General features: G+C 72.3%; 12 protein-coding genes and 1 pseudogene. 5 read left to right on the forward strand and 8 right to left on the reverse strand.

Annotated features, from left to right (window positions below):
- Positions 1 to 66: 66 nt before the first annotated feature.
- On the reverse strand, positions 67 to 1,449 hold the full coding sequence (locus N4G66_RS07175) for a nitric oxide synthase oxygenase (protein ID WP_261703113.1): 1,383 nt from the start codon (positions 1,447 to 1,449) through the stop codon (positions 67 to 69).
- A 726-nt stretch (positions 1,450 to 2,175) separates the two neighbouring features.
- The gene (locus N4G66_RS07180; protein ID WP_261703114.1) at positions 2,176 to 3,663 is read right to left on the reverse strand and encodes an FUSC family protein; all 1,488 of its coding nucleotides are present in this window, start codon (positions 3,661 to 3,663) and stop codon (positions 2,176 to 2,178) included.
- A gap of 240 nt (positions 3,664 to 3,903) precedes the next feature.
- Between N4G66_RS07180 and N4G66_RS07185 the strand changes: the two genes are divergently transcribed.
- Both N4G66_RS07185 and N4G66_RS07190 read left to right on the forward strand, forming a co-directional pair.
- Complete coding sequence (locus N4G66_RS07185) at positions 3,904 to 4,380, forward strand: Lrp/AsnC family transcriptional regulator (protein WP_261703115.1); 477 nt, start codon at positions 3,904 to 3,906, stop codon at positions 4,378 to 4,380.
- Positions 4,381 to 4,530: 150 nt separating this feature from the next.
- Positions 4,531 to 5,225 (forward strand): annotated as a pseudogene (locus N4G66_RS07190) (HAD family hydrolase).
- A gap of 141 nt (positions 5,226 to 5,366) precedes the next feature.
- On the opposite strand, the gene N4G66_RS07195 reads toward N4G66_RS07190, so the two are convergent.
- The 4 genes from N4G66_RS07195 to N4G66_RS07210 are packed head-to-tail and all read right to left on the reverse strand — an operon-like array spanning position 5,367 to position 10,156.
- Positions 5,367 to 6,500 (reverse strand): XdhC family protein, encoded by a 1,134-nt coding sequence (locus N4G66_RS07195; RefSeq protein ID WP_261703116.1) that lies wholly within the window; start codon positions 6,498 to 6,500, stop codon positions 5,367 to 5,369.
- Positions 6,493 to 8,613, reverse strand: a complete 2,121-nt coding sequence (locus N4G66_RS07200) for a xanthine dehydrogenase family protein molybdopterin-binding subunit (protein ID WP_261703117.1) — start codon at positions 8,611 to 8,613, stop codon at positions 6,493 to 6,495. The genes N4G66_RS07195 and N4G66_RS07200 overlap by 8 nt, the downstream gene beginning before the upstream one ends.
- Entirely contained in the window at positions 8,610 to 9,602 is a 993-nt protein-coding gene (locus N4G66_RS07205) for an FAD binding domain-containing protein (protein ID WP_261703118.1), read from the reverse strand. Before N4G66_RS07205 ends, N4G66_RS07200 begins: the two co-directional genes overlap by 4 nt.
- Entirely contained in the window at positions 9,599 to 10,156 is a 558-nt protein-coding gene (locus N4G66_RS07210; RefSeq protein ID WP_261703119.1) for a (2Fe-2S)-binding protein, read from the reverse strand. The genes N4G66_RS07205 and N4G66_RS07210 overlap by 4 nt, the downstream gene beginning before the upstream one ends.
- Before the next feature lie 312 nt (positions 10,157 to 10,468).
- Between N4G66_RS07210 and N4G66_RS07215 the strand changes: the two genes are divergently transcribed.
- Complete coding sequence (locus N4G66_RS07215) at positions 10,469 to 11,107, forward strand: TetR/AcrR family transcriptional regulator (protein ID WP_391858768.1); 639 nt, start codon at positions 10,469 to 10,471, stop codon at positions 11,105 to 11,107.
- Between the two features lie 149 nt (positions 11,108 to 11,256).
- Here the strand turns inward: N4G66_RS07215 and N4G66_RS07220 are convergent, their stop codons facing one another.
- Both N4G66_RS07220 and N4G66_RS07225 read right to left on the reverse strand, forming a co-directional pair.
- A complete protein-coding gene (locus tag N4G66_RS07220; RefSeq protein ID WP_261703120.1) occupies positions 11,257 to 11,886 on the reverse strand; it encodes a dihydrofolate reductase family protein in 630 nt (209 codons plus the stop codon).
- A 213-nt stretch (positions 11,887 to 12,099) separates the two neighbouring features.
- Positions 12,100 to 13,164, reverse strand: coding sequence for an NAD(+)/NADH kinase (locus N4G66_RS07225; RefSeq protein WP_261703121.1), 1,065 nt, complete (start codon positions 13,162 to 13,164; stop codon positions 12,100 to 12,102).
- A 747-nt stretch (positions 13,165 to 13,911) separates the two neighbouring features.
- Between N4G66_RS07225 and N4G66_RS07230 the strand changes: the two genes are divergently transcribed.
- Together N4G66_RS07230 and N4G66_RS07235 are read left to right on the forward strand one after the other, a co-directional pair.
- The gene (locus tag N4G66_RS07230) at positions 13,912 to 14,592 is read left to right on the forward strand and encodes a class I SAM-dependent DNA methyltransferase (RefSeq protein WP_261703122.1); all 681 of its coding nucleotides are present in this window, start codon (positions 13,912 to 13,914) and stop codon (positions 14,590 to 14,592) included.
- 134 nt (positions 14,593 to 14,726) lie between these two features.
- Positions 14,727 to 16,415 (forward strand): SpoIIE family protein phosphatase, encoded by a 1,689-nt coding sequence (locus N4G66_RS07235; protein ID WP_391858769.1) that lies wholly within the window; start codon positions 14,727 to 14,729, stop codon positions 16,413 to 16,415.
- The last annotated feature ends 35 nt before the right edge of the window (positions 16,416 to 16,450 follow it).

Raw genomic sequence — 16,450 nt, forward strand, 5'->3', positions numbered from 1 at the left:
CGCTGGACAGCGGGCCGGAGAGGCGGGCTGGAGCAGCAGGGCGGAGAGGCGGGCTGGAGCGGCGGGCTAGAGCGGGATCACGCCTCGCGCGCGTTCCAGCGCCTCCGGGTGGTGGACGTAGGCCGGAGTCCGTTCGACGGTGTCGAACGTGCGGTGGAAGACCGGCGTGGCGCTGCCGGAGATCGGGGGCACGATCCACGACCAGTCGGCACCCACCGGGCGGCCCTTGCGCTCCTCGCGTCCCAGATGGGTGAGGAAGCGCCGGGACTCGGTGTGATGGTCGGTGACGGTGACGCCCGCGCGGTCGAAGGAGTGCAGGACCGAACGGTTGAGTTCGACGAGGGCTCGGTCCTTCCACAGGGAGCGGTCGGTGCGGGTGTCGAGGCCGAGACGGTCGGCTATGAACGGCAGGAGGTCGTAGCGGTCGGTGTCGGCGAGGTTGCGGGCGCCGATCTCCGTGCCCATGTACCAGCCGTTGAAGGGAGCTGCCGGGTAGCAGACGCCGCCGATCTCCAGGCACATGTTGGAAATGGCGGGCACCGCGTGCCAGCGCAGTCCCAGCGCGCGCCACCAGGTGTACTCGGGGTGGCCGAGCTCCACTTCGAGCACCGCGTCCTCGGGCAGCGCGAACCAGCGCGGCTCGCCGCCGGTGTCCTGGATCACCAGCGGCAGGACGTCGAAGGGCGTGCCGGGGCCGCCGGGCCAGCCGAGCCGGCGGGCCGCCGCGGTGAGGCCGGCGTTGCGCGGATCGCCGGTCACGCCGCCGTCGGGGCGCGCGTATCCCGCGTACCGGATGAGCTGTTCGTTCCAGATCCTGGGGCCGGGACGCTCCGGGGTGTCGGGCGCGAAGACCGTGATGAGCGACCGGATCCGGCCGTCGCGCGTGGCCTCCCGGAGGTGGTCGGCCGACGCCTCGGCGACCTCCCCGGCGCCCCGCACGTCGCGGCGGTCGCGCACACTCAGCGAGTTCCAGTACAGCCGCCCGATGCAGCGGTTCGCGTTGCGCCAGGCGACCCGCGCGCCGAAGACGAGTTCCCGTGTGGTGTGCCGGTAGGTCCCCGTGTCCGCGATCTCCGCGCGGACGGCGGTGATCCGCCGGGCCGGATCGCCCAGGCGCTCCTCGGTGCGGTGGAGCGTGATGAACTCGGCGGCGGCGCGGAGCAGGTCGTGGGGCGCTTGCGGGACGCGTCGGTGCGGGGCCGGGCCCGGTTCGTTCCGGTCGGAACCGGCCCCGCACCCGACGCCGGTCCGCGTGTCCGGTCCGGTCCGCATGTCCGGCCCTGTCCGGCCGGGACCCTGGGCTGGCCGGGTCAGCGCCTCGGCTGCGGCCTCCCCGGCCATCAGCCGCCCGCGAAGCCCGGGGATCGGGGTGGCGCCCCGGTCCGGCCAGAGCGTTGCCAGTGCGTCCACCTGCGCGGACAAGGCGCGGGACGCCGCGGCAATCTCCACGGCGTGGGCATCGGCCGGAACGGCGGACGAGAACACGTCGTCCGCCCGGCGAGTGTTCCGGGCCTCGTGCGCGTGCGGTCCGCGCGACGGGGCGGAGTCTCCGCAACGGTCGGCCGAGGCACCGGGCGCATACAGGTCACGAGGCCGCACCAGGCCCCCGGAACCGTCGGCCGGCACACCGGGTGCGTTCGGGGCAGGAGGCCGTGTGAAGTCCGTACGACAATCGGCCGGAGCGCCTGGCGCGTTCGGGGCAGGAGGCCGTGTGAAGTCCGTACCGCGGCCGCCACGAGCTTCCGGGGCGCGCGTCGGGCCGATGGCGGCAGGGGTCGCTCCGAGGCCGTCCAGCGGGCGTCCGCGCCCTCGTTCCGGATCTTCGCCGCCGTGCTCGTCGTCGTGCCGGATCCGGTCCAGCCAACCGGCCGGGCCGTCGTCCTGGGGGCCCGGGTGCCCGGCGTCCGATCTGTCGGCCGTGGGCTCTTCATGTGTGGTGCCGCGCGGGAAGTCGCGCATGGTGCCGCCCCCAAGAGTTCCGCCCGCGGGCCGCTCCCGCCCGGTCCGCGGCGCCCGCGTGTCCGAAGGCCGCGGAGTCACCCGGCGGGTGCGGCGATCCGCCCTGTGGATGGCCGGTAAATCTGCCTCATTCCGGGCGTCCGTGTCCACAGAGGGAGGGCGGCCTCCTGGGACCACGGGTGACGGCCGGACACCGGGGGAAGAGCCCCGCAGACGTCAGGCGCCGAGGAGCAGCGAGCCGCGCAGCGGTGTCGCCAGTTCGACGAGCGCCCGTTCCAGGCCGTGCAGATGGACGAGCGCCTGCTCGGCACCGGGGTGGTGGCCGGGGGCGCCGTGGTGGGCCGCCGGAGTGCCTCCCGGTACGGCGCCGACCAGGGACTCCATCGCCGACTCGACCCGTCGGCAGGCCGCTGTGAGGCGGGCGTCGTGCGAGGCCTCCGGGTCGGCGGCGACAGCGGCGAGACCCCGCACCTCGCGCGCGCAGTCGTCGAGCAGGGCGAGGATCGCGCGGGCTCGCTCCTTGCGCTGCCGCATCGGGTTGAGCGGATGCACCAGGGGCGCGAGAGCCATCCGTACGCGCCCCAGAAGTGCTTCGAGCTCCCCTGCGCGCGGCGCGGGGTCGGCCTGGGCGTCGCCCGCGAGCCGCCGGGCCGCCGCCGAGGTACAGCCGTGCACGGCGTGCAGGGCGCGCTCGATCCACCGGTCGGTGACCGTGTGGGTGGTGATGGGCAGGACGAGCGCGACCGCGAGCGCCGCGCCGAGCGCGCCGACACCGGTCTCGGCGAGCCGGAGGCCCAGCAGACCCGGGTGCAGGACGCCGAGCAGCCCGTAGAGGAGGCCCGCCATGACGGTGACGAAGAACATCATCCAGCTGTACGAGGGCGCGGCCGTGTAGAAGATCCCGAAGACGCTCACCGCGACGAGGACGGCGGTGGGCGCCGGCGCGCCGTGCAGCGGTACGGCGATGAGGAGCCCGGCCACGATCCCGGTGAGCGTGCCGACCACGCGCCGGAAGCCGCGCACCAGCGTCTCGCCGCGCGAGGCCGTGTTGACGAAGATCCACCACGCGGTGCCGACGGCCCAGTACCAGCGATCGTGCGAGAGCAGCTGGCCCGCGGTGAGTGCGAAGGCGCAGGCCGCGGTCGCCTGGAAGGCCTGGCGGGTGGCGGGGCGCGCCAGGCCGCGTCCCTCCAGCGGCAGCGGCGCGGCGGGCAGGGGGCTGCGCCGCTCGACGCACCAGGCGCCGAACCGCACGGCCGAGGAAGCCGCCAGCGAGAGGGCGACGGCGGCGTACAGCTGCGGGAGCTGGCCGGGCACCGCGTGCAGGAACTGGGTGGTGAAGAACATCATGAACGCGAAGATGCCGAGTGCGTGCCCGCGCGGGCCGTAGCGGCGCGCGTACACCCCGATGAAGACCACGGCGAGCCAGGTGGCGTCCCGCAGAGCCGGCACCCCGTGCAGGGCGGTCGCGACCGTGAGGACCGGGAGACCGGCCACCGGGAGCAGCGCGGTGGTGCCTGCCTGGCCGCGCACCGTCGGATCGCCGACCGTGAACAGCGCGAGGAGCGCCGCGAGCCCGCCGGTGATCGACGCGGGGAGCGAGAGCCCGGCCAGTTGGCACAGGGTGACCGCGAGTCCGATGCCGAGGACCGCCCGGAGCGAGACCCGCAGCCGGAACAGTCCCGGATCCGGAGCCATGAACATCTTCTTCACCGTCGGCGGCCCGCCCCCACTTCGCACTTCAGCTCTGGTTCGGCATGCGCAGCGCACATGCGAAAGGCGCCGCGGGTCCGGTACGGCGTCCTTGCCGTCCGGCGCTGCGCAGCGCCATCAATAGGGACAAGGTAAGCGGCAGTCCGGAACTGGCTCAACCCGCACGGTTCAGACTGGGCCATTGGTACAGTTGAAAGTGATCATTGTCGGCCACAGGGAGGCCAACGGACCATGGCCGTGGACGAGCTCGACACCCGCATCCTGCGGCTGCTTCTGGAGCAGCCGCGCACCAGCGTCCGCGAATACGCCCGCGTCCTCGGTGTCGCCCGCGGCACGCTTCAGGCCCGCCTCGACCGGCTGGAGCGCGACGGGGTGATCACCGGGACGGCCCCGTCGCTGTCCCCCGCGGCGCTCGGCCACCCCGTGCTCGCCTTCGTGCACATCGAGGTCACGCAGGGCCATCTCGACGACGTCGGCGACGCGCTCGCCGCCGTGCCCGAGATCATCGAGGCGTTCTCGATCACCGGCGGCGGTGATCTGATCACCCGGGTCGCCGCGCGCGACAACGCCCACCTGGAGGATGTGATCCAGGCGTTGATCAGCCTGCCCGGCGTGGTCCGCACCCGGACCGAGGTGGCCCTGCGCGAGCGCGTCCCGCACCGGTTGCTGCCGCTGGTGGAGTCGATCGGGCGGGCGGCGCGGAGCTGAGCACCCGCCCCCGGAACGGGCGGCACGCGCGGGCAGCCGAGCGGTGCCAGGGCGGCATCCCCGCACGGCTGCACGGCTGCACGGCTGCACGGCTGCACGGCTGCACGGCTGCACGGCTGTCCAGGATCACTCCCGGGCATCCTTGACCGCATGAGCACCCTCGGCAGAACTTCGGTCATCTTCGATCTTGACGGAACGCTCGTGGACAGCGAACCGAACTCTTCGAAGCCGGACGCCGGACACTCGCCGGGCAGGGTGTCACCGACTTCACCTGGGCCGAACATGAGCGATACGTCGGCATCAGCACCCAGGAGACGCTCGCGCTCTGGCAGGAGCGTTACGGTCTGACGGCCCCGCTGGACACCCTGCTCGCCGAGACGAACCGCCGCTAGCTGGAATTGGCCCGCGCCTCGACGCAGGTGTACCCCGAGATGCGGACGTTCGTGGACCTGCTGGCGGCCGCCGGCGTCCCGATGGCCGTGGCCTCCGGATCATCGCCCGAGGCCATCGAGGCGATCCTGGCAGGCACGGGCCTCGCCTCCCGGCTCACGACCGTCGTGTCGGCCGACGAGGTGGCGCACGGCAAGCCGGCCCCCGACGTGTTCCTGGAAGCGGCGCGCCGGCTGGGCGCCGCCCCGGCGGACTGCGTGGTCCTGGAGGACGCCGCGCCGGGCGCCGCCGCCGCTCGCGCGGCCGGCATGCGCTGCATCGCCGTCCCCTATGCCGCCGCACAGGCCGACGACCCCGCCTTCGCGCGGGCCGAGCTGGTGATGCGCGGCGGCCAGGCCGAGTTCACGGCACAGGCGGCGTACGACTGGCTGGCGAGCGGGGTCGCGCGTTCCTGAGCGGCGCACCTGCCACGACGGCCGTACCAGCCGTACCAGCCGTACCAGTCGTACCAGCCGTGACAGCCGTGACAGCCGTGACAGCAAGCGATACCGCGGGCTCCTTGCGGCCCGCCCGCCGCCGAGCCCGCCGCAACCGATTCATCTGGCCTCCGCCGTTGGTGTTCCGGTCCGGTCGTGATGGATCGGCGTCCCTGACCCGGTCAGCGGCATCCCCGTTCCGCCGCGCCCGGCCGCGACGATCTCAGCCGCGATGGACAACGCCGTCTCCTCGGGTGTACGGGCCCCGAGGTCGAGGCCGATCGGGGAGCGCAGCCGGGCCAACTCATCCTCGGTCAGGCCGACTTCGCGCAGACGTCGGTCGCGGTCCCGGTGGGTGCGGCGCGAGCCCATGGCACCGACGAACGCGACCGGCAGCCGCAACGCCACCTCCAGCAAAGGGACATCGAACTTCGCGTCGTGCGTGAGCACGCACACCACGGTGCGGTGGTCGGTCGCGGTACGCCGCAGGTAGCGGTGCGGCCAGTCGACCACGATGTCGTCCGCCTCGGGGAAGCGGCCGCGCGTGGCGAAGACAGGACGGGCGTCGCACACCGTCACGTGGTAGCCGAGGAACTTGCCCGTCCGCACCAACGCCGCCGCGAAGTCCACCGCCCCGAACACGATCATCCGGGGCGGCGGCACACTCGACTCGACGAACAGGGTCACCCCGCCGGGGCAACGGGAACCGTCCTCCGCGATCTCGACCGTGCCGGTACGCCCGGCATCGAGCATCGTCCGTGCTTCCCCGGCCGCGCTCCGGTCCAGCTCCGGACCGCCGCCCAGACCGCCGTCGTACGATCCGTCGGCACGCAACAGCAGCGCCCCGCCCAGTAGTTCGGCCGGTCCGCGGGCCACGCGGACGAGGGCTGCGGCCGCTCCCCGGACCACCGCCGCCGGCCACTTCGTGAGCACCGGCGCAGCGGCACGGACCGGCGTGACGAGCACGTCGATGACCCCGCCGCAGGTCAGGCCGACCGCGAACGCGTCCGCGTCGCTGTAGCCGAACCGCTCCAGCACCGTCCGACCGTCCCGGAGCGCCTGCGCGCACAGGTCGTACACCGCGCCCTCCACGCAACCGCCGGAGACGGAACCGACCGCCGTCCCCCCGGTGTCCACCGCGAGCGCGGCGCCGGGCCGACGCGGGGCGCTGCCGCCGACGGCCACCACCGTGGCCACGGCGAACTCCCGGTCCTCCTCGATCCACCGGCTCAACTCGCGGGCGATGTCAAGCATGTCCGCCCGCCCCCGCCGTCAGCACCCGGTCGGGCCGGATCGGCAGGGTCCGGTGGCGTACGCCGGTCGCGTGCCAGACCGCGTTGGCGATCGCGGCGGCGGCTCCCACGACCCCGATCTCGCCGATGCCCTTGATGCCGATCGGGTCGTGCGGATCGGGGTCGTCCAGCCAGTCGGCCTCGATGGCGGGTATGTCGGCGTGGGCGGAGAAGTGGTAGCCGGCGAGGTCGGCGCCGACATGTCCGCCGGAGGCCTGGTCCCGGATCGCCTCCTCGTGCAGGGCCATGGACAGTCCCCAGGTCATGCCGCCGATGAACTGGCCTCGTGCGGTCAGCGGGTTGACGATCCGGCCCGCCGCGAAGATGCCGAGCATCCGCCGCACGCGCACCTCTCCGCTGGTGACGTCGACGGCCACTTCGGCGAACTGGGCCCCGAAGGTGTGCCGTTCCATGTCCGGTAGCGCGCCGACGGCGGCCGAGGTGTCGGACCGCACGGTGATGCCCTCGGGCGGGACGGCCGCGCCCGGAACCAGCCGGTCCCGCAGTTCGCGCGCCGCGGCGATGATCGCCCAGGACCAGGAGCGGGTGCCCATCGAGCCACCGGCGATGATGGCGGACCCGAACTCGCTGTCCCCGATGCGCATCCGGATACGGTCCGGTGGCACCTCCAACGCGTCGGCGGCGACCAGGGTCAGCGCGGTCCGCGCACCCGTCCCGATGTCCATCGCGGTGACCCGTACGGTGAAAGTGCCGTCCGCCTCCGCCGTCACGGCCGCCGTCGAGGGGGCCGACAGGGTCGGGAACGCCGCTGCGGCCGTGCCGGTGCCGAGCAGCCAGCGGCCCTCGCGGCGAACGCCCGGCCGCGCGTCGCGGTCCGCCCAGCCGAACCGGCGGGCGCCCTCCTCGAAGCAGCCGCGGAGATTGCGGCCGCTGAACGGGAGTCCGGAGAGCGGGCCCACGGCCGGCTCGTTGCGGAGACGCAGGGCGATCGGGTCGATACCGCACTTCTCGGCGAGTTCGTCGAGCGCCGACTCCAGGGCGAACGACCCCGGCGCCTCCCCCGGGGCGCGCATCCAGGTCGGGGTGGGGACGTCGAGCGCGACCACCCGGGTGACGGTGTGGTGGGCGTCCGCGTCGTACAGCGGACGTCCGAAGTCGGCGCTGCGCTCGATGAATTCGTGCACCGTCGAGGTCAGACACTCCGCCTGGTGGTCGAGCGCCCGCAGCCGCCCGTCGGGGTCGGCACCGAGCCTGACGCGTTGCTCGGTGGGACTGCGGTAGCCGACGAGCGAGAACATCTGACGGCGGGTCAGTACGACGCGGACCGGGCGGCGCAGGACGGTCGCCGCCATTACCGCGAGCACCACGTGCGGCCGGGTCGCCTTGGATCCGAAGCCGCCGCCGACGTGTTCGGACCGCACCCGCACCGCGTCCGGGTCGAGCGAGAACAGCTTCGCGAGTTCGTCCGCCACCCACCTGCTGCCCTGGTTGGAGTCGATCACGTCGAGCCGGCCGCCGTCCCAGCGGGCGGTCGCCGCATGCGGTTCCATCGCACTGTGGTGCTCTTCGGGTGTGCTGTACCGCGCGTCCACCACGACGGCGGACGCGGCGAGTTCGGCCGCCACGTCGCCCTTGCCCTGCTCGGCCCCCTCCGGTGTGTACATCCCGGGGCGGTCGGCGAAGAACGCGACATCGTGCGGCTCCTCGTCGTACCGGACGACCAGCGCCTCGGCCGCTTCCCTCGCCTGCTCGGGCGTCTCGGCGACGACCAGCGCCACCGGTCGGCCGACGAACGGCACCCGTTCGTCCTGGAGGAGCTGAAGACCCCGGTCGGGCGGACCGAAGGGGGTCGTATAGGTTCCGTCGAGCCGGGGGGCGTTCCCGTGGTGCAGGACAGCGAGCACACCGGGCATGCCAAGGACGGGCGCGTCCTCGACGGAGCGGATGCGGCCCCGCGCGATCGTGGACAACACCAGCCATCCGTGCGCGAGTTCGGGGTGGGGGACCTCCGCGGCGTAGCGGGCCGTCCCGGTGACCTTGGCGACGCCCTCCACCCGCGTGTGCGCCGAGCCGACCGCCTTCGTCATGGTCGTGCTGTCGGTGGTGGCGCTCATCGTGAGGCCTCCTCTGCGAGTTCGGACAGGACGGCGACGACGAGGTTCCGCATCAGCTGGACCTTGTAGCCGTTGTGCGGCAGCGGTTCGGCGGCCGCCAGTTCGGCGTCCGCGGCGGCGGCGAAAGCCTCGGCACTCACCGGACCGCCGAGCAGGACCCGCTCCGCCTCCCGGGCCCGCCACGGCCGGGAAGCCACCGCCCCGAAGGCCAGGCGCACTTCGCGTACGACGCCGCCCCGGACATCGAGCGCGGCGGCGATCGAGCCGATGGCGAACGCGTACGACGCGCGCTCGCGAACCTTCCGGTAGCGGGACCGCTCGGCCAAGGGGCCGGGCGGAAGGGTGACGCCGGTGATCAGGGCGCCGGGCGGCAGCGCGGTCTCACGGTGCGGGGTGTCACCGACGGGCGGATACAGGTCGGTGAGCGGCAACTCACCTGTTCCGGAGGCAGTTTCGTAGGAGACGACCGCGTCGAACGCGGTGAGGGCGACCGCCATGTCGGACGGATGGGTCGCCACGCAGTGCGCGGAGGCGCCGAGGATCGCGTGGTTGTGGTGCTCGCCCGCGATGGCCGGACAACCGCTGCCGGGCGCCCTCTTGTTGCAGGGCTTCGCCAGGTCGGTGAAGTAGCCGCACCTGGTGCGCTGCAGCAGGTTTCCGCCGACCGTCGCCATGTTGCGCAACTGCCCCGAGGCACCGGCCAATACGGCCTGCGCCAACGCCGGGTAGCGGCGCCGCACTTCGGGGTGCGCGGCTAGATCGGCGTTGGTGACGGTGGCTCCGATCCGCAGGCCGGTAGCAGGGGTGAAGTCGATCCGGCCCAGGGGCAGTTCACGAATGTCCACGAGCCGGGCCGGCCGCTCGACCCCCGCCTTCATCAGGTCGACGAGATTGGTGCCGCCGCCGAGGAAGCGCGCGTCCGGGTCGCCTGCGAGCAGGGTGACCGCGGAGGAGACGTCGACGGCGCGCTCATAACCGAACTCCCTCATGCGACGCGCTCCTCGGTCTCGCCGAGCGGCGACTCGGCGGCACGCGCGACCGCCTGGGCGATCTGCACGTACGCGCCGCAGCGGCACAGATTGCCGCTCATGCGCTCCCGGATCTCCTCGGCGCTCAGCGGAGGCGGCTCCGCCTCCGGACGGACGTCGGCCGTCACGGCGCTCGGCCAGCCGTCCGCGTGCTCCGCGAGCATCCCGAGGGCCGAACAGATCTGCCCCGGAGTGCAGTAGCCGCACTGATAGCCGTCGAGTTCGAGGAAGGCCCGCTGCACCGGATGAAGCCGTTCGCCGTCCGCCACGCCTTCGATGGTGGTGATCGCCCGCCCCTCGGCGGCCACCGCGAGTTGCAGACAGGACAGCGCCCGGCGCCCGTCGATCAGCACCGTACAGGCGCCGCATTGCCCCTGATCACAGCCCTTCTTGGTGCCGGTGAGATCGAGGCGCTCGCGCAGGGCGTCGAGCAGGGTGGTGCGGTGGTCGACGGGCAGCGTGTACTTCTCGCCGTTGATGTTCAAAGTGATGGCACTGGACGTCGATGGGGCCATGGCCGGCCTTCTTTCGCGTGTGTGGTGCGCGTCGAAGCGTCGAATTCGTGATGGGTGAACAGAACTCGTACGGGAGCGTCGAGGTCGTACGTGAAATCGGGAGGTCCGCGGCCGAGAAACCCGCCGGGTGCGCAAGAATGCCGGTCGGCGACAGGTTCCGGCCATCCGCACGGAGCTGGTCAGCCACTAAAGTGGGCTCTAAGCGGACAGCTGTCCACTACCAGCGAACCTAGCGGACAGCTGTCCGGTTAGCAAGGGCGGTCCGGCCGTGGCCCCGGCAGGAATCCGGCCGTCGCTCCGGAAGGAGTACGCGTGCAGCCCAACAAGGACGCACCGGTGGGCGCGGGCGAGCCCGCACGTCCGGACGGACCTCTGCGCTCGGACGCGCAGCGCAATCGCGAACGCATCCTGGCCGTGGCCCTGGCGGAGCTGACCCGCTCGGCGGACACGCCGCTGAGCGCGATCGCGAAGAAGGCGGGGGTCGGACAGGGGACTTTCTACCGCAACTTCCCCCATCGAGAGGCCCTCGTTCTGGAGGTCTACCGCTACGAGGTGCAGCAGGTCGCCGACACGGCGCCGCACCTGCTCGCCACCCGCGCGCCGGACCGGGCGCTGCGGGAGTGGATGGACCGTCTCGCGCGCTACGCCATGGCCAAGGCGGGCCTGGCAGAAGCGCTGCGGACGGCCACCAGCGCACCCCGGGGCACGCTGACGAAACTCGGCCACGGGCCCATGAGTTCGGCTGTCGCGCTCCTTCTGAAGGCCAACGAGGACGCGGGCACCATCCGGCCGGGGGTGAGCCCCGACGACTTCATGCTCGCCATCGCGGGACTCTGGCAGCTCGACCCGCACGGGGACTGGCAGGCGCGCGCCCGACGCCTGCTGGACCTGGTGATGGACGGCCTGCGCGTGGGCGCGCCCGGACCGGGCACGCCCGCACAGGAGGACTGAGCCCGCGCTCGCGGCGCAGGGCACTGACCGGCTCACCGCCTGCGGGAGCAAGCCGCGGACCGGTCGCCGCCCGGGGGTGCAGGCCGCGGACCGGCCGCCGCCCCCGGGGCGGTGGGCGACGGAGCGGCCGGACCGGACCTGGAGGGCGGTCAGCGACGGAGCAGCCTGACGTGCGTCGCGGCCGGCGATCCGACCAGCTCGGCGACCTTGTAGCCGTCGATCCCGTCCCCCAGGTTGTCGAACAGGCGCTCGCCCCGGCCCAGGAGCCGCGGGACGACGGCCAGGTGCAGTTCGTCGATCAGCCCGGCACGCAGGTACTGCTGGACGGTGGCCGCTCCGCCGCCGATCCGGACGTCCTTGCCCGCCGCCGCCTCGAAGGCACGGGCGAGGACCGTCTCGATGGGTTCGTCCGTGAAGTGGAAGGTCGTTCCGCCCTCCATGACCACCGAGGGCCGCAGGTGGTGCGTGTGCACGAACACGTCGTTGTGGTAGGGAGGGTTGGGGCCCCACCAGCCTGTCCACGACTCGTCCTCCCACGGTCCGCGCTGGGGCCCGAACATATTGCGGCCCATGATGGTGGCGCCGATGTTCTCCTCGCTGCGCTCCACGTACTCGACGTCGATTCCCCCCTTGCCGTCGGCCAGGTCGCGCATCGCGGCGAACATCCATTCATGCATCCCTTCGAAGCCCTCGCCGAGCGGGTGTTCGAGACGCTGGTGGGGGCCGGCGGCATATCCGTCCACCGAAACGGTGATGTTGTGTACGCGCAGCTTGGGCATGACCGTGCTCCATGGGTTCGTGGTTTCCCGATCTCACCCGTGCGTCGAACGGGACACACCAGGATCGACAGCTTCTCCCGGAAAATCGCGACATCCCGCGCGACGCGGCCCGACGTCCATGTCGGCCGCACAACGCCCGATGCCGGCCTCCCGATGCCGGCATCGGCCGTCCGGCGCGGGCGGTGGGATCCGCGCGGGACGCGGCTCCCACCGTCAGCGAGCCGCCGAAGGAGGCGGCAGGCGCAGTTCCGCGAGGTCCGGCGGGATGGGGGTGTCGGGGCGGAAGAACGGGGCGGGCTCGCCGTCGGCGGCCGTTGCCGGTGCGTCGGTGAGGCGGAAGCGGTCGCGCAGCCGGCCGTAGAAGTCGGTGGGGTGCAGCCGGATGAGGCGCACCCGCTGCGGAGCCCGGAAGACACCGATCCAGTCGCCGGGGTCGAGTACACCGCGCAGCTGGCCGTCGATACTCACGGCTGCCTGGCCCGAGTGGGGCAGCACCCGCAGGGCGACGGGCTCGTCCGGCGCGGCGACCACGCTGCGGTTGAAGGTCATGTGCGGCGCGATCGGCGTGAAGACGACCGCGTCCATGTGCGGGGAGAGCACGGGACCGCCGGCGGCGAAACTGTAGGCCGTCGATCCGGTGGGGGTGGCGACGGCGAAGGCGTCCGCCGAGTAGGAGGCCAGCCGCCGTCCGGCGATGTAGACGCCGACACTGACCTGGCGGTCCCTGGCCAGTTTCTCCAGGACGACGTCGTTCAGGGCTGTGACGTCCAGGGCCACTCCCCAGCCGTCGCCCTCCGTCGTCTCGGCTCTGACCTGCGGCGGCGGCAGGGCGGGACCCCGTCCGTAGTGGAGCAGTGCCTCCATTCCCCCGGGGATCTCCAGGGCGCGGGAGGCCCGCATGGTCAGCGTCATGCGCTCCTCGACGGTGGCCTTCCCGTCGTGGACCGCCTGCAGCGCCCGTGTGACGTCGGCTGCCGGCACCTCGGTGAGGAACCCGACCTTGCCTAGGTCGACGCCCAGCACGTTCGCGCCGCTCTTGACGGCGATCCGGGCACCGCGCAGGAAGGTGCCGTCGCCGCCGAGCGTGACGACGAGGTCCGGGTTGCCGGCCGCTGCGGCTTCCGCGCGCCCGCCACGACGCTGCTGGTTCTTGGCCCAGACGTCGATCTCGGTGCACCGGATGCCTCGCGCGTCGCACCAGGCGTGTACGGCTCGGGCGACATCCCGGGCCGCCGTCCGCCCCTGGTGGACGACCAGGCCTACGCGGTGTACGGACACAGCAACCTCCACGTCCCCGTGAGACATGAGCACGTACCGCAGGCCCGGGGCCTGTGGCGGGCGGGCCGTGGCGGGCCACTTCCGGGCTCGGGCCCGGGACTGGACACGATCCTTCCACGAATGCGACATTCCGGTACCGGGAGAGGGCCGCCCGGCCGCGTCGGAACCGTCGGGGCCGAGGGGGAAATCCGCCGAGCGGGGCGACGGCCGTCGAGTTCCCGGTCGCCGGTTCCCGGCGCGTGCCACGTCGCGTTGCCGGCGAGCACATCGACGTATCTCCAGTGCGTTCGCAGTCGTGTTCCCGGTGAGTGCGTCGTCCTGTTCCCGGTGAGTGCGTCGGCTCCGGCCTCGAGGCCGGGGGCCGGGGTGGTGTCACGTTGGGACTCCAACTCCGCCCATGCGAAGCCGACTTCGCCGTGCACCCCGACCACGGGGGCGAGTTGTCGCCGCAGCCGGCTCCGGCCACAGCGTCCGCCGGACGGATTCCGGCCGTGTCCGTGCCGCCCGGACATGCCAACATCCTTGCCGTTCACGCGAGTTCGGGTGCGATGGACAGCCGGGCACCCGGCGCGGGAGCCGTCCCGCCCGCCGAGCGATTTCGGACACTTGGGCATCTCGCCGAACACTGAACGACTATCGTCTCGAATTGACGTCTCCTGAGCGACCTATAAGGCTCGGAGATCCCGTCACGGCCGCTTTCATCCGAATTGTGAAATAATCCGATAGCCCCCATGAAAGGTTTCTTTCGTGATCAACAGCAATCACGGGACTGATTACGAGAGCATCCGGCTCGACCGCAGAGGCCAGGCCGAAGCCTTCGACGCCATCGGCGACCGCTACGACGAGGCCTTTCCACACAAAGAAGGCCAGGTCACCGCAGGCGAGTGGCTGATCGAATCACTCGGCGCGGGATCACGGGTCCTGGATCTCGGCTGCGGCACGGGGGTGCCGACCTCGCACCAGATGACGGACGCCGGATTCGAGGTCGTGGGGGTCGACCTCTCCGGCGGCATGGTGAAGCTCGCGAGCACCTACGTCCCCGACGCGACGTTCCACCAACTGGACCTCGCCGACCTTCGGCCGGGCGGCCCGCGCGACCTCGGCCGGTTCGACGCCGTCGCCGCCTTCTTCTCGCTGCTGATGCTGCCGCGCGAGGAGATTCCGCTCGCCCTGCTGACCATTCGTCATCTTCTTGTTCCCGGTGGCCTGTTCGTCCTGTCGATGGTCGAGGCCGATGTGGACGACTTCTCGATCCCGTTCCTCGGGAACACGATCAGGGTCTCCGGTTACCTGCGGGAGGACCTGCACAAGGTCGTCGAGGAGGCGGGCTTCGAGATCGTCAAGGAGACGTCGTACACGTACGCCCCCGCGGTGGCCGATGTCCCGCCAGAGGAACAGGTGTTCCTCTGCTGCAGAAGGTGTGACTGAGGAGGCGGAGTCCGAGCCGCGGACCGCGCCACCCACCGGACGGGACAGAACGCGTGACCGAGCACCACACCCCCCACGAGGGCACCGCCCCGCCACAGGGCCGCCCCTCACCTTCCGCAGTGACGGACGGCCGCGTGCCGCAGACCGACCGCCTCCGGTATCTCGATGTGGCGACGCGGCGGATCGCCCGCGGGATGGATCTGGACGAGACGCTCCGGGAACTGCGGCAGGCAGCCGTGCCGGCGTTCGCGGACGCGATATTCATCCACCTCGACGATCCGCTGCCGGTGGGCACGGAGCGGTCGGCGGCACCCGTGGTGCTCCAACTGCACAGCGCCGACCGGGCGTTGCCGACGCCGCCGCACGGCGACGGGACCCCGCCACCGCCATCGCCCCCGTTCCCCGAAGTCGCCGAGCGGGTGGAACCTGTCGGCAGCGGACGGCTCGCGGAACTGCTGCGGGACGGACGTCCCGCGTTCGGTGACGCGCCGGGCAACGCGCCCGCCGTCGCCGAACTGCTCGCGGCGGGGGCGGACCCGCCGGGGACTCTGCCGCCGGGCCACCGCCTGATCATCGCCCCGCTGCACGGCAGCCATCACGTCATGGGAACGGTCGTCCTGCTCCGGAGCACGGACCGGCCCGTCTTCACCGGCGACGACCTGCTCGTCGCCTCGCAGCTTGCCACGCACACCGCGCTCGGGGTCCAGAAGGCGGTGATGTACGGCCACGAGGCAGCCGTGGCGGACACCCTCCAGCACACCATGCTCCCGTCGTCGCTGCCCGAACCCACCGGCGTCCGGCTGGCCAGCCGCTACCTGCCCGCCTCGAAGACCGCCCAGGTCGGCGGCGACTGGTACGACGCGATCCCGCTTCCCGGCAACCGCGTCGCCCTGATCGTCGGCGACGTCATGGGCCATTCCATGACGTCCGCCGCGATCATGGGCCAGCTGCGCACCATCGTGCAGACCCTCGCCGGTCTCGATCTGCCGCCCAACGAGGTCCTGCACCACCTCGACGAGCAGGCCCAGCGGCTGGGCAGCGACCACATCGCGACCTGCCTCTACGCGATCTACGACCCGATCTCGCACCGCCTGCTGATGGCGAACGCCGGCCACCCGCCCGCGGTACTGCTCCACGAGGACGGCCGCGCCGAAGTCCTCGGCGTCCCGCCCGGTGCTCCGATCGGCGTCGGCGGCGTCGTCTTCGAGTCGGTGGAGATGGCCGCGCCCACCGGGGCGACCCTGGTGCTGTACACCGACGGACTCGTCGAGTCCCGCGACACCGACATCGGAAGCGGCGTCGAGGCGCTGCGGGTCCGTCTCCAGAGCAGCGCCCAGAGGCTCGCCTCGTTGGAGGTGCTCTGCGATCACGTACTGGGCACCCTGAGCCCGGGGACCCGGGACGACGACATCGCCCTGCTCACCGCCCGGTTCGAGGGCTTCCCGCCGGACAGCGTCGGGTACTGGTACCTGGCCCCGCACCCCATGACCGCGGGGCAGGCGCGGCGGCTGACCCGCAGGGCCCTTCGCCGCTGGGGTCTCGAATCCCTGATCGACCCGACGGAACTCATGGTCAGCGAGGTCGTGACGAACGCCGTGCGGTTCGCCTCGCGACCCCTCTCGCTGCGACTGCTGCGCACCGACGTGCTCCGCTGCGAGGTGACCGACGACTCGCCCCAGGTGCCACGAATGCGCCACGCCGACCTCGGGGACGAGAGCGGCCGCGGCCTGTTCCTGGTCAATCAACTCGCCCTGCGCTGGGGCGCGACGAGACTGAGCAGCGGCAAGGTCGTCTGGTTCGAGCAGAAGATCCCGGCGAGGTAGCAGCCACTCCGCCCGGCGGGGTCCCGTGCCCTCCG

The organism is Streptomyces rhizosphaerihabitans (assembly GCF_025399795.1).
Lineage (GTDB): Bacteria > Actinomycetota > Actinomycetes > Streptomycetales > Streptomycetaceae > Streptomyces > Streptomyces rhizosphaerihabitans.